The sequence below is a fragment of the uncultured Fluviicola sp. genome, from assembly GCF_902168135.1.
GTDB lineage: Bacteria > Bacteroidota > Bacteroidia > Flavobacteriales_D > Crocinitomicaceae > Fluviicola.
Window position 1 is genome coordinate 36,166 of the sequence record NZ_CABHOL010000041.1, and the last position, 24,810, is coordinate 60,975.

Annotated in this window: 18 protein-coding genes; 12 read left to right on the forward strand and 6 right to left on the reverse strand. The window is 42.7% G+C overall.

The window, feature by feature from the left end; genetic code table 11:
- The first annotated feature begins 67 nt into the window (after positions 1-67).
- Positions 68-949, forward strand: a complete 882-nt coding sequence (locus QZT69_RS14090) for a Fic family protein (protein ID WP_294675648.1) — start codon at positions 68-70, stop codon at positions 947-949.
- Positions 950-969: 20 nt separating this feature from the next.
- Here QZT69_RS14090 and QZT69_RS14095 read toward each other — a convergent pair whose 3' ends face one another.
- The 6 genes from QZT69_RS14095 to QZT69_RS14120 form a co-directional block, all read right to left on the reverse strand.
- Positions 970-1,686, reverse strand: coding sequence for a signal peptidase II (locus QZT69_RS14095; RefSeq protein ID WP_294675649.1), 717 nt, complete (start codon positions 1,684-1,686; stop codon positions 970-972).
- 1 nt (position 1,687) lies between these two features.
- A complete protein-coding gene (locus QZT69_RS14100) occupies positions 1,688-2,068 on the reverse strand; it encodes a TraR/DksA C4-type zinc finger protein (protein WP_144334364.1) in 381 nt (126 codons plus the stop codon).
- Between the two features lie 287 nt (positions 2,069-2,355).
- On the reverse strand, positions 2,356-3,936 hold the full coding sequence (locus QZT69_RS14105; protein WP_294675650.1) for a DHA2 family efflux MFS transporter permease subunit: 1,581 nt from the start codon (positions 3,934-3,936) through the stop codon (positions 2,356-2,358).
- Between the two features lie 2 nt (positions 3,937-3,938).
- A complete protein-coding gene (locus QZT69_RS14110) occupies positions 3,939-5,024 on the reverse strand; it encodes an HlyD family secretion protein (RefSeq protein WP_294675651.1) in 1,086 nt (361 codons plus the stop codon).
- Positions 5,025-5,035: 11 nt separating this feature from the next.
- Positions 5,036-6,295, reverse strand: coding sequence for a TolC family protein (locus QZT69_RS14115; RefSeq protein WP_294675652.1), 1,260 nt, complete (start codon positions 6,293-6,295; stop codon positions 5,036-5,038).
- Between the two features lie 11 nt (positions 6,296-6,306).
- Positions 6,307-6,912 carry a TetR/AcrR family transcriptional regulator gene (locus QZT69_RS14120; RefSeq protein WP_294675653.1) on the reverse strand — a complete coding sequence of 202 codons (606 nt, stop codon included), beginning with the start codon at positions 6,910-6,912 and terminating at the stop codon, positions 6,307-6,309.
- Positions 6,913-7,352: 440 nt separating this feature from the next.
- Between QZT69_RS14120 and QZT69_RS14125 the strand changes: the two genes are divergently transcribed.
- From QZT69_RS14125 to QZT69_RS14175, 11 genes are all read left to right on the forward strand, one after another.
- The gene (locus QZT69_RS14125; protein WP_294675654.1) at positions 7,353-8,522 is read left to right on the forward strand and encodes an iron-containing alcohol dehydrogenase; all 1,170 of its coding nucleotides are present in this window, start codon (positions 7,353-7,355) and stop codon (positions 8,520-8,522) included.
- Between the two features lie 2 nt (positions 8,523-8,524).
- The gene (locus tag QZT69_RS14130) at positions 8,525-9,559 is read left to right on the forward strand and encodes a hypothetical protein (protein ID WP_294675655.1); all 1,035 of its coding nucleotides are present in this window, start codon (positions 8,525-8,527) and stop codon (positions 9,557-9,559) included.
- 39 nt (positions 9,560-9,598) lie between these two features.
- Positions 9,599-12,937, forward strand: coding sequence for a T9SS type A sorting domain-containing protein (locus QZT69_RS14135; RefSeq protein WP_294675656.1), 3,339 nt, complete (start codon positions 9,599-9,601; stop codon positions 12,935-12,937).
- A gap of 111 nt (positions 12,938-13,048) precedes the next feature.
- A complete protein-coding gene (gene dxs / locus QZT69_RS14140) occupies positions 13,049-15,007 on the forward strand; it encodes a 1-deoxy-D-xylulose-5-phosphate synthase (protein ID WP_294675658.1) in 1,959 nt (652 codons plus the stop codon).
- 64 nt (positions 15,008-15,071) lie between these two features.
- The gene (locus QZT69_RS14145) at positions 15,072-15,977 is read left to right on the forward strand and encodes an AEC family transporter (protein WP_294675665.1); all 906 of its coding nucleotides are present in this window, start codon (positions 15,072-15,074) and stop codon (positions 15,975-15,977) included.
- A 162-nt stretch (positions 15,978-16,139) separates the two neighbouring features.
- Positions 16,140-17,591 carry an asparagine--tRNA ligase gene (gene asnS, locus QZT69_RS14150; RefSeq protein WP_294675670.1) on the forward strand — a complete coding sequence of 484 codons (1,452 nt, stop codon included), beginning with the start codon at positions 16,140-16,142 and terminating at the stop codon, positions 17,589-17,591.
- A 112-nt stretch (positions 17,592-17,703) separates the two neighbouring features.
- Positions 17,704-19,158 (forward strand): RNA polymerase factor sigma-54, encoded by a 1,455-nt coding sequence (rpoN, locus tag QZT69_RS14155; protein ID WP_294675675.1) that lies wholly within the window; start codon positions 17,704-17,706, stop codon positions 19,156-19,158.
- Positions 19,158-19,817: a hypothetical protein gene (locus tag QZT69_RS14160; protein ID WP_294675682.1), complete on the forward strand. Its 660-nt coding sequence runs from the start codon at positions 19,158-19,160 to the stop codon at positions 19,815-19,817. Before rpoN ends, QZT69_RS14160 begins: the two co-directional genes overlap by 1 nt.
- 136 nt (positions 19,818-19,953) lie before the next feature.
- A complete protein-coding gene (locus QZT69_RS14165) occupies positions 19,954-20,364 on the forward strand; it encodes a hypothetical protein (RefSeq protein ID WP_294675688.1) in 411 nt (136 codons plus the stop codon).
- Between the two features lie 16 nt (positions 20,365-20,380).
- The gene (locus QZT69_RS14170) at positions 20,381-24,046 is read left to right on the forward strand and encodes a PKD domain-containing protein (RefSeq protein ID WP_294675691.1); all 3,666 of its coding nucleotides are present in this window, start codon (positions 20,381-20,383) and stop codon (positions 24,044-24,046) included.
- On the forward strand, positions 24,046-24,687 hold the full coding sequence (locus tag QZT69_RS14175) for an MBL fold metallo-hydrolase (RefSeq protein WP_294675695.1): 642 nt from the start codon (positions 24,046-24,048) through the stop codon (positions 24,685-24,687). The genes QZT69_RS14170 and QZT69_RS14175 overlap by 1 nt, the downstream gene beginning before the upstream one ends.
- The last annotated feature ends 123 nt before the right edge of the window (positions 24,688-24,810 follow it).

Below are 24,810 nucleotides of genomic sequence, written 5' to 3' on the forward strand. Positions count from 1 at the left end.
ACGTGAAAAGTATTGAATTTTTAATACTTTTCACGTAAAGTTGTTTATCTTTATCTAAAAGATAAGTGTGATAAATCAAACAACTATAAACCGTTTAGATGAGTTGAAGAGAAAGTATTTATTGCTTTTACCGGGTAATGAAGACCTTCTGAAAGAGATTTCCCTTACCGAAATTCCGGAAATGGTTTATAACTCCAATGCCATTGAGAATTCTACACTTACTTTAGAAGATACGGAAAAGATCCTTATAGGAAATGAGCTTCCCCGGGCGGTCAACATTCGGGAAGTCTTTGAAGCAAAGAATTTAGCACAAATTACTGAAATGCTGCTTGCTAAACCTAAGCAAAAACAATCCGTGAAGCTGATATTGCATTTACACAAATTACTACTTACCAATATTGATGACAACATTGCCGGACGTTTCAGAAGCGGGAAAGAATGGGTTCGAATAGGAAATCATTTAGGTGCAAATCCCATGTTTGTAAACCAATTAATGCACGAACTCATTGAACAATACAACACAACTAAAAGCGGTTATTTTTTGGATAAAATAGCGCATTTTCATGCAGAGTTCGAAACTATTCATCCATTTGTAGATGGCAATGGACGAATGGGGAGAATATTCATTAATCTTCAATTAATGAATAATGGGCTCCCGCCAATCATTATTCAAAACAAGAGCAAACACACCGAATACTATCCGCTGTTCAATGGTTATCCGACGACAATGCGGTATGATGGCTTTACAAAACTTTTTGCTCTTCTTTTGCAGGAATCGTTACACAAAAGGATAACTCAGCTAACAGCCAAAAGGATTGTTCCGCTTTCGTTATGGGCTTCTCAGAATGATATCAAGCCGAATATTGCTGCAAACAAAGCCAAACGACAAACAATTCCAGCATTTCGATTACGTGAAAAATGGATGATTGACTCCGATTTTAAAATTTGAATGGATCAAAAAACGGAAGATTACTCTTCCGTTCCTGCTATATTTTCTTCGGTTGAAGCAGCACTTGTATTTGGAACTGCTTTCCCTTTATTTTCCTTCGGGAAGTACTTTCGCTGTCTAAAAATGATCATAATCACCCCGACACTGATAGCTCCATCTGCTACATTCCAGATAGCCGGGAAGATTTGATTGTCTCCATTTTTATCGTACCACGGAACCCAGGAAGGCCATTCAACATTGAACTGGAACATATCCACTACGTTGCCCAGTAAAAATCCGGTATGGCGCGTTTCCTGTTTGCCCATAATACCGCAATCCGACCAAACCCCGGATCCTTCCAGGTGATTGAATGCGATACAAGGATCATAGTCAAAAATGAAGTCGTAGAACATGGAATCGATAAGGTTTCCGGTTGCGCCGGCAAAAACCAGTCCGACTGCTAACAGAAATTCTGTTTTAGCTCCTTTGCGCCATTGTTTTACGAAGTAATATGCGATTGCGATACTTGCAAATATGCGGAAGATGCTCAATCCCAATTTGGCCCAGATACTTGCGCCAAAGGTTGTCCCGAATGCCATTCCCTGGTTTTCGATATACAATAATCGAAACCACGAACCAATGGCATTTACAGGAGGATCGTAATAATTAAAGTGGGTCTTCACCCAAATTTTTGTTATCTGATCAATCAGCAATATGCAGAATACCGCTATTAAAACGATATAGAGTTGTTTTTTCAACTTATTTGTTTTGCATGTTTTTAGCTTCGATGCTCAATGTAGCATGCGGTACCAGTTTCAAACGCTCTTTTTGGATCAATTTACCCGTAACACGGCAGATTCCATAGGTTTTATTCTCAATACGCATCAGGGCATTTTTCAGGTTTTCGATAAACTTCTCCTGGCGAGCTGCTAACTGAGCTACTTCTTCACGAGATAACGTTTCCGACCCATCCTCCATCATATTGAAAGTTCTGCCCGTATCATCGGTCCCATGATTGTCATTTGACAAAGATGCCTTAAGCATGTCATAGTCGACATTTGCTTCTTTTAACTTCTCGTTGATCAATTGACGGAATTCTTCCAATTCACTATCTGAGTATCTTGTTTTCTCTTGTGACATTGCAACGTAATTTTTGAAATTCGCACAAAAATAATCGAATTTTCAAAGGACCAAAGCGAAAAGGATGAATGGTAACAATTACTTATTCACAGAATTCGGATTTTAACACCTTTTTTTGTTGGAAAACCCTGCGATAAAGCCACATTCACAGAAAATGTTAAAGAGAGCTAATATTGCCTGAAGCATATTCCCGTTTCGGTTATGGAGCTAAATCAAAAAACCTTCCTCCAAGGTTAACATCCTTGAAAAGAAGGTTTATCTGTTTAATTATTAGGGGTAACTCAAACTTAATGACCGTCTGCTACAACAGCTTTTGAGCCTTTCTTATAACGGATCAGGAATACCACCGGGATACAGATCAGGATCAGACAGGCGACCATGAAAAATCCGTGATTGTAACTCACGAGCATTTGCTGTCGGGTCATCAGACCATCAAGTGTTCGATTGGCCATTTCTGCTGCCTGTACCGAATCAAATCCTTTGGAAACGAAATTCTGGGTAAATGCCTGCAGACGCTCGTTAACCGCGTCACTGTACTGATTGATATAACCGATCATGTTCCCGCGGACCAATGCATTGGTATTTGTCAAATAAACGTTGATCAAAGCAATACCAACAGAACCTCCCAACTGACGGATCATGTTCGCCAAACCGATTGCCTGCGGCATATCCCTCGGATTTAGTCCCTGGACAGCCAGCGAAAGGATAGGTGACATCATAAATGCCATCCCGAAACCGCGCAGTACGAACGGCAGGTAGAAATTGTTCTCCGAAGAATCCGGTGAAGAGAACGACAAGAGCATCACGAAACTGAAGGTCATGGCAATTCCAAAGAGGATAACTGTTTTCGGGTTCATTCCGCCTCCCAGTAATCGGCCTACCAAAGGCATGGCGACTGCAGTACACAGCGCTCCCGGAATCATGAACATGCCCGTTTGCGTAGCTGTCCAGCCCAAAGAGATCTGTACGAAAAGCGGGAAGATAAATACCGTTCCGAATAACATCAAGCCGAGCAGGAAGTTCATGATGGAACCCATGATCATGTTGTAGTTCTTATACAAACGGATATTTACGGCCGGATAGTCGATGCGTAATTCCCGGATAATGAAAGCAGCAAGTGCACCCAGTCCGATAATAGTCATGGCTGTGATTTCATGGCTTTCGAACCAGTCCTCGGCAGTTCCCTCTTCCAGTACATACTGGATGGAACCCACGGATACTACCAGGAACAAAATTCCCCACCAGTCGATTTTCCTGGGCTTGACGGCCCCGGGTCGATCTGTGACGTAGCGATAGCTTAAGATCGTTGCCACAATACCAATAGGAATGTTCACAAAGAAAATCCAGTGCCAGGAGAAGTTATCCGTAATATAACCTCCAAGAGTTGGCCCGAAAGTCGGTCCCAGGATCAATCCCATCCCGAAAATTGCGTTTGCGGTAGAGATTTTTTCCGGCGGGAATGCACCGATGATAATGGATTGTGCCGTTGAAAGCAAACCACCACCACCTAAACCCTGCACGAAGCGCCAGAAAACTAGCGTCCATAGGCTGTCTGAAAGACCACACATCAGCGATGCCACTGTGAAGACAATCACAGAGCCGGTGAAGTAATTTCGGCGTCCGAAAAGGTCGCTGAGCATACTTGTAAGCGGAATGATAATCACGTTTGAAATAGCATAAGCTGTTACAACCCATGCGATCTCTGTTGTTGTTGCACCTACGTTACCACTGATCTCACGTAATGAAACGTTGACAATGGTCGTATCGAGTAATTCGAGAATGGCACAACTGATCGCCGTGATTACCAGGATCCACTTTTCAGCCCCCGTTGGATATACAATGGGTGTTTTTAAAGCAGTTCCTTCCACGATTACTTCACTTTTACAGATACATATGCGCTTAATCCGGGGAACAGGATTTTTGCTTCTTCTTTTGTCAGATGGTCAATCGTAATTTTTACAGGAACGCGTTGTACGATTTTCACAAAGTTACCGGTTGAATTGTCAGGAGGCAATAACGAGAATTTAGCTCCTGTTGCACCTACGAATGAGTTCAATTTACCTGTTAGTTTGATATGCGGATAAGCATCTACTTTAATTTCAACCGGCTGACCAATCTTCATGTTTTCCAATTGAGTTTCCTTGAAATTTGCAGTTACCCAAAGGCTTGAATTATCGATTGCCGAACAAACCGCCTGACCTGTAGAAACGTATTGTCCTACTTCAACACTTCTTTTGGATACGATCCCGTCACAGGGAGCTTCGATCGTTGCATAGTCCAATTGTGTCAAAGCCAGTTTCAATTCTGCTTCACGCTGACGTATCAATGCTTCAGCCAAAGATATCATGGATACCTGTCCTAAAGCCTGCGATCTCACACCTGCCGATTGGGATTGGGAAACTTTCAATTGTTTCAAAGCCGAATCATAAGCAGCCTGCGCCACTTCCAGTTCTGCATTGCTGTTGTCCAACTCTGCCTGTGTTGCCGCTTTTGCCGCAAACATGTTTTTAGTACGCTTGTTGTCTTCTTTTGCTTTATTCAGGCGCGCTTTCGCTGAATTGATGCTTTCCTGTGTTGTTTCCGTAGAGAACATCGCAGCGCTTGCACTTTGATTGGAAGCCATCGCGTTGCTTTTTACAGCATTCAGGTTTGCTTTTGCATTCTCCAATGCAGCTTCGGCCTGAGCTACCTTTGCTTTGTATTCCGTGTCGTCAATTGTCACGAGCAATTGTCCTTTTTTCACTTCCTGGTTGTCTTCGAACAATACTTCCTTGACATAGCCCGTGATCGAAGAACGAATCGGGATGATATTGGCGTCTAACTGTGCATTGTCCGTTGATTCCGTATTTCCGCCCATCAGGAAGATGACGATTCCTGCAACCACTGCAGCAATAACACCTCCGATGATGAATTTCATTTTAGAGCCTTTCTTTTCTTTTTTTGTTTCCTTTTCCATGAGTGTTTGAATTAAAATTTGATTGAACCTGATGTTGCATTGATTGTTGAAATGGCATTCATGCGTTTGATTTCGTGAACTTTCTTATTGAGTTTTGCCTGAAGTTCAGCGTTTAATTGTGACAAATAATTTACAACGGTGATCTTGCCATTTTCCATTTGAGCAGTTGCTGTTGATGTTACACTGTGTCTTTTTTCAATGATTACATCGTCTTTTTCAATCATTTGTGCAAGGGCATTTAATTGAGCTGTTTGTGTATTTAAAGAAGATTCGATGTTGAAAAGGAATGCTTCTTTTTGAATCTCGATCAGGCTTTTGTTCAGTTCAACTTTTGTTTTCTCTCTTTTCAACCCGTATAGAGAACTGATGTTCCAGCGTACCGTTAAGTTTGCACTACCGAAAAAACGCAGTTCCTGGTTGATGAAGTTTGGTCCGGGACGGCCGTAGTTACCTGCAGCCCCGACAGTTACTCTTGGAATCGCATTTGAATTGATTTGTTTGAAACGCGCGTCCAATAGTTTTGCCTGTAAATCGAAAATCTTCATTTCCGGGCGCTGGATTTCAATGCGTGCAGCAGTTCCGCCAATCGGGGTTTCTGCCATCACTGTATTATCATCTATCGGTTTTCCTGTATAAAGCGTCATCGTTTTGTATAATCCTTCCAATTGGAATTTTGACTCGATGATGTTCTGATCCGTTTTCAGAATCTCGGCTTCCAGTTCGTCAAGGGAACTTGCCAGTACTAATCCGTTGTCTACGCCGGCTTTCATGTTTTTAGCTCGGTTTGAAAGATCTTCTTTGTAAAGTTCCAGGATTCTTAAGTTCTCACGACCTAAAAGGACATTTACATAAAGTTGATTGACACGCTCCACCAATTTGTACAATTCCACTTCATTCTGCTGAATGGTCAATTCGGAACTCAGGCGTTCAACGCTGTGCTGTGATTTCGTTTGTCCACCGTCGATAATTGCCTGCTCTAAACTCAGAGAGGTCATATAAGCATCGTGCGGGAATTTCAGGTCCATTCCCGGGAAATTGAATTGAACAACTTCGGTATTGTAAGTTGCCTGTCCCATGAATGAAAGTTTTGGCAGCCAGTTCTCACGGATTGCCTTTTCGTTTTGTTCAGTCTGTTGTAGTGTAACTTCGTTTTGTTTGATCAATGGATAGTTTTTCTTCGACCAGGCAATGCACGAATCCAGCGAAATGGAGTTTTGTGAAAACCCGATTCCTGCAACGGCAATGCTCAGTGCTGTAAGTAATTTGTACATAATTGTTTGTGTTATTGAAATTTGAAGGAAATGAAATCTTTGACAGACTGTTTGATTTTGTCTTTAGCATCGCCATCCCAGTCATAGCCATGTTTTTTCAGCATGACTTTATAAAGCGGGGATGCCAGGAACGGGTATGCGCACATGGAATGCAGATTGACCATAAACAATACGGGATCGAAAGGTTTGACTTCACCATTTGCAAAAGCTGCTTCCAGGGTTGGAATGAGCAAAGACCGCTGGTTCTTCATGTGTTTTACTTTTTCGTGGAACATTTCCGGGTTGATGGAAATCTCCTTGATGATAAACATGGACATTTGAGGGTATTCGCTGAAAAACTCGAACATATTATCCACATATTGCATCAAACGCTCCTTGATTGGAAGCGATGTATCCCCGATTACTCTCATCTGTGAGAAATACTTTTCCAGTGCTCCGTCGAAAACGGCGTCAAATAATTTCTCTTTACTTCGGAAATAGTAGTGAAGCAATGCTTTGTTGATCCCCGCAGTATCAGCAATGTCCTGCATCCTTGCACCATAAAGTCCATACTTCATAAAAACATCCTTAGCAGCTTCTAAGATCTTTTCTTCCGTTGTTGAATCCTTTAATCCCATAGTTTAATTATTGAGTTTAACCATTTGGTTAAACTTTTTTGCAAAACTACTTAGTTAATTTTGATTCATAACTATTGTTGTGTGAAAAAATGTTATTGAAATGCAAAATGATATTACGACAGCTATCGGAATCAACATTCACGGGTTGAAAATGAATGCTATCGGTTCAGTGATGATTTTGAAGGTCCTTTTTCGTGACTCTCTGAGAATACCCGGCTAAGAATAATAAGGAATTAGTTTTTAGTTATTTTAATCGTAATTCATTGATTATTAGAATGTTTTTGATGTTTCCTTTTTCCTGACGGACAGATGAATGAACTGCTGAAATTTAGTTTGGGATCAGGTGAAACTTTGCGTATGAAAAAGCACTGTTTTTTTGATTTAAATTAGTTGTTGTTTTCATATCTTTACAGTCCTTAATTTTAGAAAGAGCAGTTTGTATGAACAACTTTGAAATTACAACTCCAACAACCATCGTTTTTGGTAAGGATCAGCTACCCCGGATCTCTCAATTGCTCAAAGCCCAGGCAGCTGATGGAAAAGTAATCATTTTATACGGTGGAGGTTCCATTGAAAGATCCGGATTTCTGGACAAACTGAAAGCGGAACTGACAGATTTGGAACTGCATTTTTTTAAAGGAATTGAGGCAAATCCTGAGTATATGACCTTAATGAAGGCAGTCGAATATATCCGCGAGCACAAGATCGGGTACATGCTTGCAGTTGGTGGTGGATCTGTCATTGACGGAGCGAAGTTTATTTCAGGTGCGGTGAATTATGCCGGAGATCCATGGGATGTATTGACCCAGGTTCCCGGATGTACATTCAGTTCTGCAGTTCCATTCGGATGTATCCTGACTATTCCTGCAACCGGATCGGAATCCAACTCCGGGGCGGTAATCAGCCGGTCGGAATTGAAAGAGAAAAGAACGATGGGCGGACCACTGTTCTTCCCGAAGTTTGCCTTATTGGACCCGACTTTTGTGGCAACTTTGCCAAAACGCCAAATTGCGAATGGTGTCATTGATGCTTATACGCATACCATGGAGCAATACCTCACTTTCAAAGGAGAGAATTTATTGCAGGAACGCTATGCGGAAGGGATTCTTTCTACCCTGATTGAGATCGGGGAGAAGGTATTGGAAAATCCGGCGGATTACGAGCTTGCTGCAACCCTGATGTGGTCTGCAAACCAGGCTTTGAACGGAGTACTGCGCTGCGGAGTTACCACCGACTGGGCAACACACATGATCGGTCATGAGTTGACAGCTTTACACGGAATCGATCATGCACAGACATTAGCTATCATTGCTCCGAGATTATATGAAGTAAAATTCGAGAGCAAAAAGGCAAAATTGGCACAATATGGTAAGCGTGTTTGGAAACTGGAAGGATCAGACGATCAGGTTGCCCGCAAAGCAATTGCCAAAACAGAAGAATTTTTCCATAAATTGAGCGTTAAAACACGGATTTCGGAATATACTTCCGATTACCACGATACAGCACAAATTATTCACGACCGGTTTGTACAGCGCGGCTGGATGGGATTAGGAGAAAATAAAGACCTTACTCCAAAGGAAGCAGAGTATATCGTTAACCAGGCTATTTAATAATGGGACTTTCGAACAGGTATACAATCCGCAGAAAAGCATCGCCCGCTTTAATTGATTTATTGACCCAAACCACATTGGGTACAAACGGTGCGCGTTACAAGCATTTGGATACACCGACACGTATTTTAGAAGCGGATAATCCTTTGTTCATATCCCTGGAACGGGATGGAAAAGTGCAGGGAAACCTGACTTTGTGTGATCGTGGAAAACAATGGTATGTGCGTTATTTCGCTTTTGCAAACCAGAAACAGGCATCTAAAAATGTCAATCGCGTGCCTAAAAGCAATTCGCGTTTGAAAATGGAGATGGCGAGTTTTTTTGATGAGGTATTTGAAGGCAAACTGGGAGATGCTCCGGATGCCTTTTATGCTTACATCGACCCTGCAAACGACCGCAGTAAGTGGATGTCCGAACAATTCGGATTCCGCACGGAAGCACAGTTGATCACCCAGTCTTTCAGCCGTACAAAGCCGCGTTCAGTTGCACATGTTAAACTCATAGAGTCGGAAGAGGATATCAATACCTGCCTGGAAAAAGTTTCCGGCTCACATGCTTATTTTGTGGAGCATCATGCCAAAAAAGGCCCTTTTTACGGTTACTTCAATCAATCCGGAGAAATTACAGGCTTTGTCAAAGTAACCAAAGCCAATTGGGTGATTGAACGTCTGCCGGGAATGCTGGGCGGAATTTTCACCAAATTGATTACCATTACTCCCGGGATCAGACGAATAGTAAAACCAAAGAATCACAGTTTCCTGGTTCCGGAATCCATATGGGTCAAAGACAACGATCCGGGTGTTTTATCTGCCTTGCTGGAAGGAATTTTAGCAGCAGAAAAAGTCAATATGATGCTTTGGTTTGTTGACCGCAGAGATGCGCTTTGGCGGGAAACCCGACAATATGTTGACTGGGGCTTGTTCCATAAAATGACTCCGCAGCCGATTGTGGATGTGGTAGTGCTCCGCAAAAATCCGCTGAAAATGGACGAACTGCGCTCCAAGCCTATTTTCGTCGCGGGCTGGGATATGGTTTAGCGGATAAATTCATATATTTGATTTTCGTAACCTATAATCATGAAAATCAAATCACTTACGATTCTTTTTTTTAGCTTCATCTGCTCTGTAAATTTTGCTCAGAATTCTTTGAGTTTTGATTTTGGAGCGGTTTTTCGTAATAAGGAATCTTATGGGGACATGCACTATGTGCAAATGACGGTGGATTCCTTAGGAAATCATTACATAGCCGGCAGATTCCATGGAACACTCGATATTGATCCTTCTCCAAATGAACAGCTGATTCAATCATTGGACGGAAAGGAAAAGGTGTTTTTCGTTAAATATTCTCCGAATGGCCAGTTGTTGTGGGAGAAAACAACCGTTTTAAATACGGATTCGGATATCATGGATATTCATGCGGATCAAAACGGAAATGTCTATTTAAGCGGGCAAGTCCCGGATTCTATTGATTTAGGGTTCAATGGAAGTCAAATCATTCATTCGGGTGGGCAATATTCGAAATTCCTTGCCAAGTATACAAGCAACGGGGTATTAATCTGGTACAAATCTTTCGAGACCCAATCTTTTCATTTCAACCTGAATAATGATAACGAAGTCATTGCTACCGGAATTTATCAGAATAGTATTGACCTGGGAGGTTTCGGAAATCCTTATTTACTCAACGGTTCCTCAAACAACATCTTTTTAGCAAAATTTGCAGCTGGTGGGAATGTGCTTTGGGCAAAATCAACACCTTCCGGAAATTCCAATGATTTGAATGTCAGCGGTATCGGGAGTGATATTAATGGGAACATGTGTATATCCGGTGTCTTTAGAGGTGTTTTGGATGCGGACTTTAATTCCGGGACCTATCTCTTAAATACCAGTTATGGAATTAACTCCTATTATATCGGGATTTATTTCTGTAAATACGATACGAATGGTTCAATGGTGTGGGCGCGTATGAGCACCGGCCTGGATTGGGTAGATTTGCAACAACTCAGAGTAAACCAATCCGGTGAAATACTCATAATGGGAAAATTTGGAGGTACGCGCGATTTCTCCGTAACCTTGGGTCAAAATACAATTACAGCTTCCTCTACAGACAATGTGTTTGTTGTCAAGTATGATGATACTTGCCAATTAACATACGTAAACAAGCTCACTTCTTCCGCATTTAATGTGCCTTTTTGGGATGTGACACTTTCTGAAAACGGGCATTGCTACCTGTTAAGTAGAAAAAGTCACACCATCTATACTGCAAGTGATACCCTAAGTCATTCCGGCACTGCATTTGATGACAAGTCTGATCTTAGTCGTTTGGAATTTGATGCTATCGGAAATGTGGCGCAGGAGCATTTCTTTGAAATAAGTCCTGGCCCGGCTAACCAGGATTTATCCTACGGTTATGCAGTTTCTCTTAGCCCTGACGGAAACCTGGTAGTACTTGGAGAAGCTGGAAAATTTGTGGATATGGACCAAACCAACAACACGCTTCATCCCCCAAAAACGAATACTTATTTCTTAGCATCGTTTTTGAATACCGGGGCAATTAATTGGTGCTCTTTTATCGGGTCAAATAGTCTAATGAATGCTTCAAATGAATCAACAACCGGAGTAGTTTTTGACGAACAAGGGGGAAGTTTTGTAACTGGTGTTTACAGGCAACAAGTAGACCTCGACCTAACATCCAATTTGGCGTATTCAGATTCAGGAAGCCTTGTCAGTTCGGCATATGTGTGTCATTACGATGCTGCAAATGAGCTGGTTTGGGCACAAAGTTTTGCCGGAAATAATGTATTGGCGACCATTAATATTCCACCGTTAACGGATTCTGATAATAATGTCCTGGTTTCAGTGATGTATTCAGGTGGCCTGGCTTTCACAACTCCTACCAATACCTTTGCAGATACGTTGACCGATTTAAGTTCCAGGTACGGGCTGTTTAAATTTGATGACTCTGGAGGATTAATCTGGGCAAAGCGAATTTTCACGGAAACGTATGGAGGAGTGACACTCACAGATGTAGCATTCAATGAAAACGATGAGATTTTTGTAACAGGAACATTTACTGACACCGTATTTTTCGATGTACAAGGAGTCAATACGATGCTTGTTTCAAACGATGGGTCAGAAGATATATTTGTAGCTCGTTTGAATGCTAGCGGAGACATAATCTGGCTTCGTGCAATAGGAGGGAATGGGGTTGACAGATCTTTTCAGATCCTTCCAAACGGGATAAGTAACTTTTACCTATCGGGTGCTTTTTCAGGAACGGCGAATTTAAACCTGAACGGAGGTGTAAGCAATTACACCTCGTTGCATGCGCAGGCAACTTTTTTTGCTTCCTATTCCAATACAGGAATTCCCGGATATGTAAAAACACTCAATTCAACATATTATTTAAATATCAGTGAGTTCCAAAAGGATCATGCCGGAAATCTTATTCTGGCAGGTAGTTTTAAAGGAACGCTTGATTGTGATCCGTCTTCATCGGTTTTTAATTTGACCACGAATAACCTCCATTCTTTTGTAGGGAAATACTCAGCAACAGGACAATTCAATTGGGCTAAACTTTTTGATAATTACTCTGTGAATGAGATTCATTCGTGCATTGTTGATAGTTCCGGTAACATCCTTGTGGGAGGATATTTTTCGGGAAACATCCAATTTTCTGTAAATCCAAACATTCATCGAAACGCAATTGGAGGGACCGGCAATAACTTCCTGGTATATTTTGATCCGAACGGAGAGGTTCATAACGTATTCTCCTTTGGTCCTTTGTCCACGCAATACATCACACACATCGCCTATCGAAATGGCCTGGTGGGGATTACAGGCAGTGTGCATGAAATCAGTGTGGATTTCGATCCTTCCAGTGAAGTACAACTCCTTCGAAGTTCTAATTATTCAGACGGTTATTTACTGAAGTACCAACTCTGTATCGCTCCTCAGGCCTCTATTCTATGGGATTTTTTCACCATGACGGCGTCTGTTAGTGGAACCGGTTATCAATGGGTCAACGCGGAAACGAATGAAGATATACCTGGTGCCACCCAGCAATCGTTTACTCCAACAGAGGACGGTTCGTATTATGTGGTAGTTTCAACCGCAGATGGGTGTAGCACTTCATCTCAAATTTTAGAGATCATAAACCTCGGTGTGGAAGAAATTCAGAAAGGACAAATTACGCTTTATCCAAACCCAACAAGTTCCCTGATCACTATCAAAATAGAGAATCCTTCGGAAAGTTACCGTGTTTCGGTTTGTTCCTTATCAGGCGCGCCTGTTTTGACACAAACTCTAAACGGAAACACGGCTTATGATCTGGATGCATCCGACTGGTCTCAGGGAGTTTACCTGATTCGTTTGGACTCTGAAAATGATAGCCAGGTATTTAAAATCATGAAGAATTAATAAGCACTCATTCCCAAAAAATCTTTAAATTCAGATCGGGACAAAATAAACCCGCAGTTTGTTTGTTAACCAACTCGTGAAGGCTTAACTTTGCAGTTGAATACCGATTTTATGCATCCTTATAAAGCAGGCCCTTTATTGGAACAAATCATTATCCCGCAGGATTTGAGGGATAAAATGACTGTGGATCAATTGCCACAGGTTGCAGATGAAGTACGTCAATACATCATCGATGTCATTTCCGAAATTGGGAACTCGCATTTTGGGGCCAGTTTGGGAGTGGTGGAATTGACAGTTGCATTGCATTATGTATTCAATACTCCTTACGATCAGTTGGTTTGGGACGTTGGCCACCAGGCTTACGGTCACAAGATCTTAACAGGCCGCCGGGATGTTTTCCACACAAACCGTACAAAAGGCGGGATCTCCGGATTCCCCAAGCGCTCCGAGAGCGAATACGACACTTTTGGTGTAGGTCATTCATCCACATCTATTTCTGCTGCTTTGGGAATGGCTGTTGCAAGCCGTTACAAAGGAGAAAAGAACCGCCATCACATTGCTGTGATCGGTGATGGAGCCATGACTGCCGGAATGGCGTTTGAAGGAATGAATCATGCCGGATTTGAGAAAGATGCCGATTTATTGGTGGTTTTGAACGACAACTGCATGTCTATCGATCCGAATGTGGGTGCCTTGAAAGAATATTTGACGGATATCACGACTTCTCACACGTATAATAAAGTGAAAGATGAGGTTTGGAAACTGCTTGGAAAAGTGAGCAAATTCGGACCGGATGCACAATCCATCGTTTCGAAGATATCCGGAGCTTTGAAAGGGTCGATCCTGAAGCAGAGTAATTTATTTGAATCCTTAAACTTCCGTTATTTCGGTCCGGTAGACGGGCACGATACCATTGGTTTGGCGAAAGTACTCGAAGACTTGAAAGATATTCCGGGACCGAAAATCCTGCACTGCATCACGCGAAAAGGAGCCGGGTATAAATTTTCGGAAGAGGGAGACCCTACCAAATGGCACGCACCGGGAATTTTCAATAAAGAAACCGGTGAAATCGTTAAGATTGTTCCGAAATCCCCACAGCCTCCGAAATACCAGGATGTATTCGGACATACGATTGTGGAATTGGCGGAACAGAACGAAAAGATCGTGGGGATCACTCCTGCAATGCCAACCGGCTGTTCATTGACATTTATGATGGACGCTATGCCGGATCGTGCATTTGATGTGGGAATTGCCGAACAGCATGCTGTTACGTTTTCAGCAGGTCTGGCTACACAGGGATTAATACCTTTTTGTAATATTTATTCTTCATTCATGCAGCGTGCCTATGACCAGGTATTGCACGATGTTGCTCTGCAAAATCTTCCCGTAGTATTTTGTTTAGACCGCGGTGGATTGGTCGGACCAGACGGAGCAACGCATCACGGAGCTTACGACATTGCTTACATGCGCAGCATTCCGAATATGATCGTTTCAGCACCGATGAATGAAGCAGAATTGAGAAACCTGATGTTTACTGCCCAGGCTGAAAATCACGGACCATTCTCTATTCGTTATCCACGTGGAAACGGGGTTATGACCGAATGGAAAACGCCCATGAAAGCAATCCCGATTGGTCAGGGCCGGAAAGTAAGCAACGGAGAAGACATTGCCTTGGTGACGATCGGTCACGTGGGGAATTTTGCCCAGGAAGCCATTCAATCCCTGAAAGAAACAGGAGCATCTGTGGCGCATTATGACATGCGTTTTGCCAAACCATTGGATGAAACCTTATTGCACGAAGTGTTTACCAAGTTCGATAAAGTCATTACTGTTGAGGACGGCTGTATCATGGGTGGATTTGGTTCGGCGATTATAGAATTCATGGCAGATCATAACTACCGATCACATGTAGTTCGATTGGGAATTCCGGATAAATACATCCATCATGGAACTCCGGAACAATTGCACATTGATTGCGGTTTTGATGCCGGATCGATTGCTGCAAAAGTGAAAGAATTACTAAATATTTCGACTTCAGAAGAGCAATCCTCAAGAAGTGAAGCTGGTTAATTGACTATACCTTTTTAGCAAGTTATTTCCCTACGGATTCATCGATAAGCTCTAATTTTGGGCCATGTCGAATTTTATCCTCATTGGAGTTTGTTTCCTGGCCGGCTTCGTACTTCTAAAATCAGGCGTTCTTGCAAAAGGAAGTCATCATGGGATCAATGTCTGGATTATTTATGTGGCGCTTCCTGCCGCGACTCTGAAATACCTTCCCGGTATCGTTTGGTCGGGCGATCTTATCGTTCCGTTAATCACTCCCCTGATCTGCTGGCTTGGAGCGTGGCTATTGGCTGAACTGGTTTCAAAACCTTTTCATTTTGACAGAAAGACGAAAGCTGCTTTTTGGATCGTTACCGGACTGGGAAACACCTCTTTTATAGGTTTTCCGTTAATTTCAGCTTATTATGGCGAAAAATACCTATCCATAGCCGCAGTGACAGATCAAATGTCATTCTTCATGCTCGCCGTTTTTGCATCGATTGTTGCAATGAGAGCTTCCGGGAGTGCCAAAGCAGATTTTAGGACAATCAGTCTGAAGCTTCTGAAATTCCCACCTTTCCTGGTCATTATCGCAGCATTGGTCTTACCGCATTTCATTTCTTTGGAACCAATCAATCCCTTGGTCTCAACTCTGGCACTGACACTTTCTCCGCTGGCACTATTTTCGGTTGGTCTGCAGTTTGAATTAGGAAAAATGCGGGATGTGATCAAACCCATTTTAGCGGCTTCTTTTTACAAATTAGTTCTTTCTCCATTGATTATTTTAGGATTGGCTTTGATGTTTCATACCGGAGAAATGCAGACAAAGATTTCCGTTTTCGAAGCTTCGATGGGGACCATGATTAGCGCCGGGATTTTAAATGACCAGTTCGGATTGAATCCGCGGTTGAGTAACCTGATTGTGTTTATGACGATTTTACTTTCGTTCATTACGAGCGGAATTTGGTACCTGGTATTGGAAATCGTGGTCTGATAGCAATTTGTTATGGATATGCACAATGTTACCAGCCGAAGCCGGATATTATCAAAAGTTATGGTTTTTTTATTAATTCTCTTTGCTGAACTGCACTAACGCTTGTTCAGTTATCAAAAGCTACGCTTTTTCTTCTATTTTTGCAATTCATAGAAAAACAACATGAAACGAACAAAAATTGCTGATTTATTAAGTCAACCGAAAGTCGGGGAAACTTACCTTGTGAAGGGTTGGGTGCGATCATTTCGCAACGACCGTTTTATTCAATTGAATGATGGTTCTACTATCAATAATTTGCAGGGTGTAGTGGAAGCGTCGAATTTTGACGAGGCAATTTTGAAAAAAATAACAACAGCTGCGTCCGTTGGATTAATCGGTGTTTTGACCGAATCACAAGGAAGCGGGCAAGCTGTAGAACTGCAGGTTTCAGCAATTGAGATCATCGGTGAAGCAAATCCTGATGAAGTTCAAAAAACGGTGATGCAGCCGAAAAAACACAGTTTGGAGTACCTGCGTGAGCAGGCGCATTTACGTTTCCGTACCAACTTGTTCGGAGCGGTTTTCAGAGTACGTCATGCTGTGAGTTATGCCATTCATCAGTTTTTTAACGATCGTGGGTTCTACTACATTCATACTCCGATTATTACCGGTTCGGATGCAGAAGGAGCAGGAGAAATGTTCCGCGTAACGAACTTAGATGCTAAAAATCCACCTTTGAACGAAGATGGATCTGTGAACTTCTCGGAAGATTTCTTCGGAAAAGCAGTAAACTTAACAGTTTCCGGTCAGCTGGAAGGAGAATTAGCTGCTTTGGCTTTGGGCCAGATCTATACCTTCGGACCAACGTTCCGTGCAGAGAACTCCAATACTTCCCGCCACCTGGCAGAGTTCTGGATGATCGAACCGGAAGTGGCTTTCAACGACATTCACGACAACATGGATTTGGCGGAAGACATGCTGAAATACATCTGTGAGTACGTGATGAAGAACTGCGCAGATGACCTGAAATTCCTGAACGAGCGCGAAGCACAGGAACAACAGTCAAAACCACAGAACGAACGAAACGAATTAGGATTGATCGAGCGTTTGCAGTTTGTAACAACGAATGATTTCAAACGAATTACGTATACTGAGGCGATCGATGTATTGATGAATTCAAACCATTACAAGAAAAAGAAGTTCAAGTACGATGTAAACTGGGGAACTGATTTACAGTCGGAGCATGAGCGTTATTTGGTTGAAAAAGAATTCAAACGTCCTGTGATCATTACGGATTATCCGGCATCGTTCAAGGCATTCTACATGCGTGCAAACGACGGATGTGAACCAGGAAAAGAGACTGTTGCAGCAATGGATATCCTATTCCCTGGAATCGGGGAAATGGTCGGCGGATCTCAGCGTGAAGAGCGTTTGGATGTGTTGAAAAAGAAATGTTCCGATTTCGGAATTCACGAAGAAGAATTGTGGTGGTACCTGGATACACGTCGCTTTGGTTCCGTTCCGCATTCCGGTTTCGGATTAGGTTTCGAACGAATGGTGATGTTTGTAACCGGTATGACGAATATCCGTGACGTAATTCCATTCCCGCGTACACCGCAGAACGCAGAATTTTAAATAAATTCAATAAAGGAGACTGAGTCCCGAATCTTTCGGGAAAGTCTCCTTTGAAATAAATCCTTTTATTTTCCTTTAGTTTATTTATCTTTAGTCAAGAATAAAATCCTCAATGGCACTAAGGCAGCAGCTCACTCAAAAACTGGAACAAAGACTTTCCCCGCAGCAGATTCAATTGATGAAATTGTTGCAGGTTCCTACCATGGAATTAGACCAGCGTATCAAGCAGGAGTTGGAGGAAAATCCGGCTTTGGACGAAGGTGCTGAGGAAATAGAGGACGATTACGATAACGATCCGGAAGACGATTACAAAGATGATGAAAACGAATTCGATAACGATTTCGACATCAGTGACTATTTCGACGACGATACTCCCGATTATAAAACACAGGTAAACAATAAGAGCAAGGACGATGAGGAGCGCGGAGTTCCGCTTTCCGTGGATTCTTCCTTCCAGGATAAACTGACTGAGCAATTGCATCTGTTGGATTTGGACGACACCCAATTTCAAATAGCGGATACGATCATAGGTAACCTGGATGAATCCGGTTATTTAAATCGCGAATTGGATGCGATTGTAGATGATTTGGCTTTTTCTTCCAATATCATGGTTTCCGAAGAAGAAGTGGAACACGTATTGAAAATTGTACAGGAACTGGACCCGGCAGGAATCGGTGCGCGTGATTTAAGAGAATGCCTGCTGCTTCAGATCGAACGCATCCAGGAAGGAAATATTACCTTATTTACGGCTAAAAAGATCCTGGAAGACCATTTCGAAGAGTTTACCAAAAAACATTACGATAAGATCCAGAAGAAACTGGAAATCGAAGATGAAGACCTGAAAGAAGCAATCGATGCGATTATCCGGCTGAATCCGAAGCCGGGAGGTTCGTTAAAAGATAACTCGAAAAGCATCCAGCAGGTAATCCCGGATTTCATGATTGCGGAGTTTGATGGAAAACTGGAGTTGTCCATTAACGGAAGAAACACTCCGGACCTGAAAGTTTCCAAAGAATACGAACAGCTGCTTAGAAGCTATAGTGAAGGAGCTAAAACATCGAAGGCAGACAAAGATGCGCTTCTGTTCGTGAAAACGAAACTGGAAGGGGCAAAATGGTTTATTGATGCGATTCGCCAGCGCCAGCAAACGCTTTATACAACGATGCATGCAATTATGATGTATCAGTACGAGTTCTTCCTGACAGGTGATGAAACGAATATGAAACCGATGATCTTAAAAGACATTGCTGAAATTGTGGGTCTTGATATTTCAACTGTTTCACGTGTTGCGAATTCAAAATATGTGCAAACGGCTTACGGAGTTTATTCCCTGAAGTACTTTTTCTCCGAATCACTCTCAACTGATTCCGGTGAAGAAGTTTCAACCCGGGAAGTGAAGAAAATCCTGACTGATGCGATCGAAGCAGAGAATAAAAAGAAACCTTTGACAGACGAACATTTGGCGAAATTGCTGAATGATAAAGGATACAACATTGCCAGAAGAACGATTGCAAAGTACAGAGAGCAGTTGAATGTTCCTGTTGCGCGTTTAAGAAAAGAACTGTAATGAAAGTTGTTTCCAAGATTCTTTCCTGGCTTTTTTTGCCGCTTTTAGCACCTGTATATGCTGTTGTTATTACGATGTATACGGAAAGCTGGGAAGCTGATTTCTATCAGGGAGACAGCCTGTTTTCACTAGACGAACGGGCAAAGGAGTTTTTCTTATACCTCTTCACTTCCTTTTCATTCCTGGCTCCCGCATTAACGGTCCTTTTTCTTCAAACCCGGGGTTCGGTTACTTCCGTAATGATGGAAAAAAGGACGGAACGGATCATTCCTGCAGTAATGACGGTCTTATTCGGAATTTCTTTGTTAGCAATTTTGTTGTTTAAAGTCCCTCAAAATCTTCCCGGTGCACGATTTATTTTTGGACTGTCACTGGGGTCTTTGATAGCGGTGGTTGTCTGTACAATTCTTACTTTTCGCTGGAAAGTTTCCCTGCATGCCGCCGGAATGGGAATTTTAACCGGTTTTCTGTACATGTATTACAGTAAAATGCTGCTTTTTCCAATGTGGATCCTGGTGCTTGCATTTATTGCCAGCGGCATAGTCATGTCGGCAAGGATGTATCTGAAGCTCCACACTTTATCTCAACTGATCATTGGTTTCGCTATAGGCTTTGCAGGCCTGGTTCTGGGAATAGAGTTCTTCTTTCGATACTATTAGGATTTAAAGAATTCCAAGCATTGTTGTTAAGCCTGACAACAAAAAACGGACTTTTTTGTTAAATTTGTTTTGCCTCATGAGACAACCTTTCCGACTTTTTGTTGTCTGTCAGGTACAGAACTAAAAACAAACCGCGTTGAAAAAACTAATAATTGTAGCGGGATTCCTTATTTCCACATCGGTGTCTTTCTCCCAGGACATTGACTCAAGAATCCTCAAAAACAAAGGAAAACAAGCCGAAAAATTGTATGTGTACAACAAAAACTCATACAATTACCTCTTGTTCGAATTGGACCATTCTTATGAGCTGGTTTCTAAAAAATCACTTTCGAAAGAACAGATCAGCCTGATGAAAAAGAACATCACGTTAAGCGATTCGGATCTGGCGAATATCGGTACTCCTAATTTTAATTTTTACGACCTGGGAATCAGATTGTCTAAATCTGAAAGACAGTACGTGCAGGTTAATAAAGAGAAAGTATTGGTTTTTTATGCTATTCCTGAGGTAACAAAAGCTTTTACCACAAGTCCCTTAAATACAAAATAGAACACACCTGAACTTTATGAAGAATTTTCTTTTTACGCTGATAACGTTATTGGCTTGTAATGCTTTTTCGCAAAGCACAACCATCCAAATGAATGCCGCAAGCAACGGGCAAACATTCAGTACCTGTAACGGGTTCGTAATCGATTCCGGCGGACAAGGCGGGGGCGGATACGGAGACAATGAAACAGTTGTTGTAACCATTTGTCCGGACACTCCCGGAGATATCATTTCATTGATTTTCAACACGTTCAATTTAAGCATGACGGATGACAACCCTTCTCCTACTGTTACGAATGTGGACTACATGGACATTTACGATGGTAACTCGACTGCTGCTCCAACATTGGGAACCTATTCCGGTACCGATCTGCTGGGTGTTGCTATCTCGTGCACTCCGTTGAATACTACCGGTTGTCTTACCATCCGTTTCCGATCTAATTCAACAGGAACCGGATTGTTTACTGCAAGTGCAACCTGTACAACACCTTGTTCTACACCAACAGCGGGAGGTTTTATTGTTGCGGGTGAAACTCCCGACAGTACCCGTATTTGTGTTGGAGATGCCGTTGATTTCTCAGGAGTTGGATCTTTCGCAGCTCCAGGATTTACACTTGCTAATTATGCCTGGGACTTTATGGACGGTACGACTGCTATCGGTCAAAACGTATCTCACCAGTTTAATGCTCCGGGTCAATACCGTGTTCAATTGATCGTGACAGACAACAATGGCTGTACGAATACCAATTTATTAGACTTACAGGTTTTTGTTGCTACAATACCTAGTTTTGCCGGTTTCCCAAGCGATACTACATTGTGTATAGGAGAAAGCGTGGTCCTTACGGCACAGCCGCAGCTTTACCCGGTAACCTGGACCGGATTCCCCGGATCTGTTACTGTTAATGACGGATGTTTGACAGATGATCAAATTGGTGTTGCCCAGGAAGTTCCGATTACCCAAACAGGATTTAGCGCGGGAGCGACACTTACACAGGTTAGTGACCTGGAAAGTTTGTGTTTGGAAATGGAGCATTCCTTCATGGGAGATTTGGTGATTATTGTCGAATGTCCGAACGGACAAAGCCAGGTTTTGCACCAGCAGGGCGGCGGCGGCGTTCAGATCGGAGAACCCAACGAAGATGATAATGTGGATTGTAATGATCCTGCTACACAAGGAGTTCCCTATAATTATTGTTTTACACCAACAGCCACGGAAACCTGGGTTGACTGGACTACCAATAACGGTTTTGCAGATACATTACCAGCCGGAGATTATGCACCAATTCAACCGTTTAGTAATTTGGTGGGATGTCCTTTGAATGGTGTTTGGACTTTAACTGTAGTAGATAACTGGGGTGGAGATGACGGAACACTCTTCTCTTTCGGGCTGAATTTAGCACCCTATCTGTACGAACCGGTAACTACGTTCGAACCTCAGATCGGTTTGGGAAGCGATTCTTCTTATTGGGAGCTTCCTGCTATTTACGGAACGCGTTCTACAGACGGAGATGTTTTGACAGTTGTTCCAGGAGCTCCTGGAACATATACCTACAATTATATTGTAATGGATAACTATGGTTGTCAGAATGACTCCAGCGTAACCGTAACCGTAAATGAGAACCCACAGGCGGATGCAGGTCAGGATGCTACTATTTGTAACGGAACACCTATCCAGTTGGACGGAAATATCGTCGGCGGGAATACAAGTTGTGATTATACTTTCAACCTCATTGACTCCTGGGGTGACGGCTGGAATGGAAATAACCTGATAGTAGTTGTGAACGGAGTTACTTCGACCTTTACTATTCCGGGGGGATTGAATGAAACATATACTTTATCCATTCCAAACGGGGCCGCATTTACAGTTCAGTTCGACGGAGCAGGATCATTTACAGGGGAATGTTCCTATGAAGTATTGGATGCATCCGGAACGGTGGTCTTGTCTGACGGAACAACCGGAAATGCTTCGACAACGGTTCACAATTTAACCGGGAACTGCCTGGGGAACTTAACTTTTGAGTGGACTCCGGCCGGTGCGGTTTCGAATCCGGCAATTTTGACTCCAACAGCGACCGTAAGCACAAATACAACTTTAACATTAACGGTTTATCCGACAGGTCACCCCTTATGTGCAACCTCAGACCAGGTTCTGATAAATATTTCTGCTTCTGCATACCCCGGAGCAGATAGTGTCTTGACAATTTGTGCTCAGGGTTCTCCGGAGGATTTATTCCCGCTTCTTGGACCAGGTGCTTCACCGAACGGAACATGGAGTGATCCTGCAGGGGCGGCAGTTACAATGCCGTATGACCCGATCACCATGGATCCGGGCGTTTATACTTACTCAGTGGATTCCAACGGATGTATCTCCGAGGCAACAATTACAGTTACGGAAATCAATCCGACAGTAACTGCTGTGCCGACTGCAGCAGATTGTCATGGAATGGCAACCGGGTCAGCTGTTTTAACGGTAACCAATGCTTCTGAATACACTTTGAACGGAGGACCAATTACACCAATTCAGTCACCATATGTAGTGGATGCACTGACAGCCGGGACTTACCAGGCTATCGTTTACAACGTTGGCGGATGTACGGATACGGTAGATTTTGTGATTACCGAACCTGATGCTTTGGAAATTACTTCTGTCACGCAGGATCTTGTAGTTTGTTCGGGTGACTTATCGACATTGAATGTCAGCGGAACAGGAGGTTCAACTGCGCATACATTTACCTGGATTACAACTGCCGGAATACAGGGCGTTGGAACGGATATTCCTGTAACAACCACTGCAACAACACAATATTGCGTGGTGATGACGGAAGCATGTGGTTCACAACCGGATACTGCTTGTATGGTTATTACCGTTCCACAACCGTTAAATTTGACACTCACTCCGGACGATGCAGCTGGTTGTTATCCGCATCATGTGATTTTCTTGAATGATACTCCTGGTCCGGGATCGCCATTAATGAATACAATTGATTTTGGTGACGGATCTCCTGTTATTACGACAAATGGGCTGGATACTTGTTCCCACACCTATGAATTTCCGGGAGTTTATACAGTAAGTATTACTTCTGTTTCCGATACGGGATGTACTTATACTAATACATTCCAGAATATGATAACCGTATACGACAAGCCGGTTGCGGACTTTAACATTTCCCCGAATCCGACTACGATTTTCGAAACACACATTCGATTGAATAATAACAGTTCGGCAGATGTTGTTTCTTACAACTGGTCTATTCCGGGAGCGGAACCTAATCAGTCCTCGTATGAGGATCCGGCTGTGGACCTGCCTGAGGGAATCGTTGCGAATTACAACGTGACGCTGGTCGTTACGAATGAGAACGGCTGTATAGATTCAATCACTAAAATTGCAGTGGTTAATAGTGATGTGATCCTTTATGCTCCGAACACATTTACACCGGATGGTGATGAGTTTAACCAAACATGGTTCCTGCATATGGATGGAATCGATATTCAGCAATTTAACCTGCAGGTATTTAACCGTTGGGGAGAAGTTGTTTGGGAAAGCAATGATCCGAATGCGAGATGGGATGGAACTTACCAGGGAATTATTGTTCCGAACGGTCAATATAACTGGATTTTGGAAGCGAAGGAATTGATCAACGATAAAAAGTATACCTTTAATGGATATATCAATGTAATGCGTTAATGAAAGTACAGGTTTTTACAGGAAATCCCATCCAGCAAAACGGTTCGATTGTTTACAATGAACAGGGAGATGCAGTTATTATTGATCCGAGTTGCTACGAACGTTATGAACAGCAGGAGTGGCTTGATTTCATTGAAGAAAATAAGTTGAAAGTGCATGCGGTGCTGAATACGCATTGTCACATCGACCATGTTACCGGGAATGCTTTTTTGGTAAATCATTTCGGGGTTCCTTTCATGGCCCACAAAGAAGAACTGTTTACCTTAAGCTTTGCGGAACGTTCCGCACAGATGTATGGATTGGCGGCGTATGTACCATCTCCGGAACCAACCGATTATTTGACAGATAACCAGGTGTTGAAATTTGGTGAGCTGGAATTGAAAGTAATTTTCGGACCCGGACATTCCGTTGGGCACGTGGCTTTCTACAGTGAACCGGATAATTTGCTGATAGGAGGTGATATCCTTTTCAAAGGAAGTTTCGGACGAGTGGATTTACCGGGAGGTTCGATGGAAGTATTGAAGAAGACCATTTTCGACCGGATCTTTACACTTCCGGAAAATACGGTGGTTTATCCGGGACACGGACCCACAACCACCATCGGTGAAGAGAAACGCACGAATTATATTTTGCAGTTTTAAAAAAAATCCCCGCTGATGCGGGGATTTTTTTTCATGCGGTTTTATTTGAATCATATAGTTCACAACGCTTGCGCTAAAGCTACAGCGAAGGCGCAGAGAACACATAGTCAGCCAATATCAACC

Excerpts from the sequence above, each read along its gene's own strand:
- QZT69_RS14170 (WP_294675691.1), top strand. The coding sequence starts at position 20,381 with ATGAAGAATTTTCTTTTTACGCTGATAACGTTATTGGCTTGTAATGCT.
- QZT69_RS14110 (WP_294675651.1), bottom strand. The coding sequence starts at position 5,024 with ATGGAAAAGGAAACAAAAAAAGAAAAGAAAGGCTCTAAAATGAAATTC.
- QZT69_RS14175 (WP_294675695.1), top strand. The coding sequence starts at position 24,046 with ATGAAAGTACAGGTTTTTACAGGAAATCCCATCCAGCAAAACGGTTCG.
- asnS (WP_294675670.1), top strand. The coding sequence starts at position 16,140 with ATGAAACGAACAAAAATTGCTGATTTATTAAGTCAACCGAAAGTCGGG.
- dxs (WP_294675658.1), top strand. The coding sequence starts at position 13,049 with ATGCATCCTTATAAAGCAGGCCCTTTATTGGAACAAATCATTATCCCG.
- QZT69_RS14135 (WP_294675656.1), top strand. The coding sequence starts at position 9,599 with ATGAAAATCAAATCACTTACGATTCTTTTTTTTAGCTTCATCTGCTCT.
- QZT69_RS14100 (WP_144334364.1), bottom strand. The coding sequence starts at position 2,068 with ATGTCACAAGAGAAAACAAGATACTCAGATAGTGAATTGGAAGAATTC.
- QZT69_RS14145 (WP_294675665.1), top strand. The coding sequence starts at position 15,072 with ATGTCGAATTTTATCCTCATTGGAGTTTGTTTCCTGGCCGGCTTCGTA.
- QZT69_RS14160 (WP_294675682.1), top strand. The coding sequence starts at position 19,158 with ATGAAAGTTGTTTCCAAGATTCTTTCCTGGCTTTTTTTGCCGCTTTTA.
- QZT69_RS14125 (WP_294675654.1), top strand. The coding sequence starts at position 7,353 with ATGAACAACTTTGAAATTACAACTCCAACAACCATCGTTTTTGGTAAG.
- QZT69_RS14115 (WP_294675652.1), bottom strand. The coding sequence starts at position 6,295 with ATGTACAAATTACTTACAGCACTGAGCATTGCCGTTGCAGGAATCGGG.
- rpoN (WP_294675675.1), top strand. The coding sequence starts at position 17,704 with ATGGCACTAAGGCAGCAGCTCACTCAAAAACTGGAACAAAGACTTTCC.
- QZT69_RS14130 (WP_294675655.1), top strand. The coding sequence starts at position 8,525 with ATGGGACTTTCGAACAGGTATACAATCCGCAGAAAAGCATCGCCCGCT.
- QZT69_RS14120 (WP_294675653.1), bottom strand. The coding sequence starts at position 6,912 with ATGGGATTAAAGGATTCAACAACGGAAGAAAAGATCTTAGAAGCTGCT.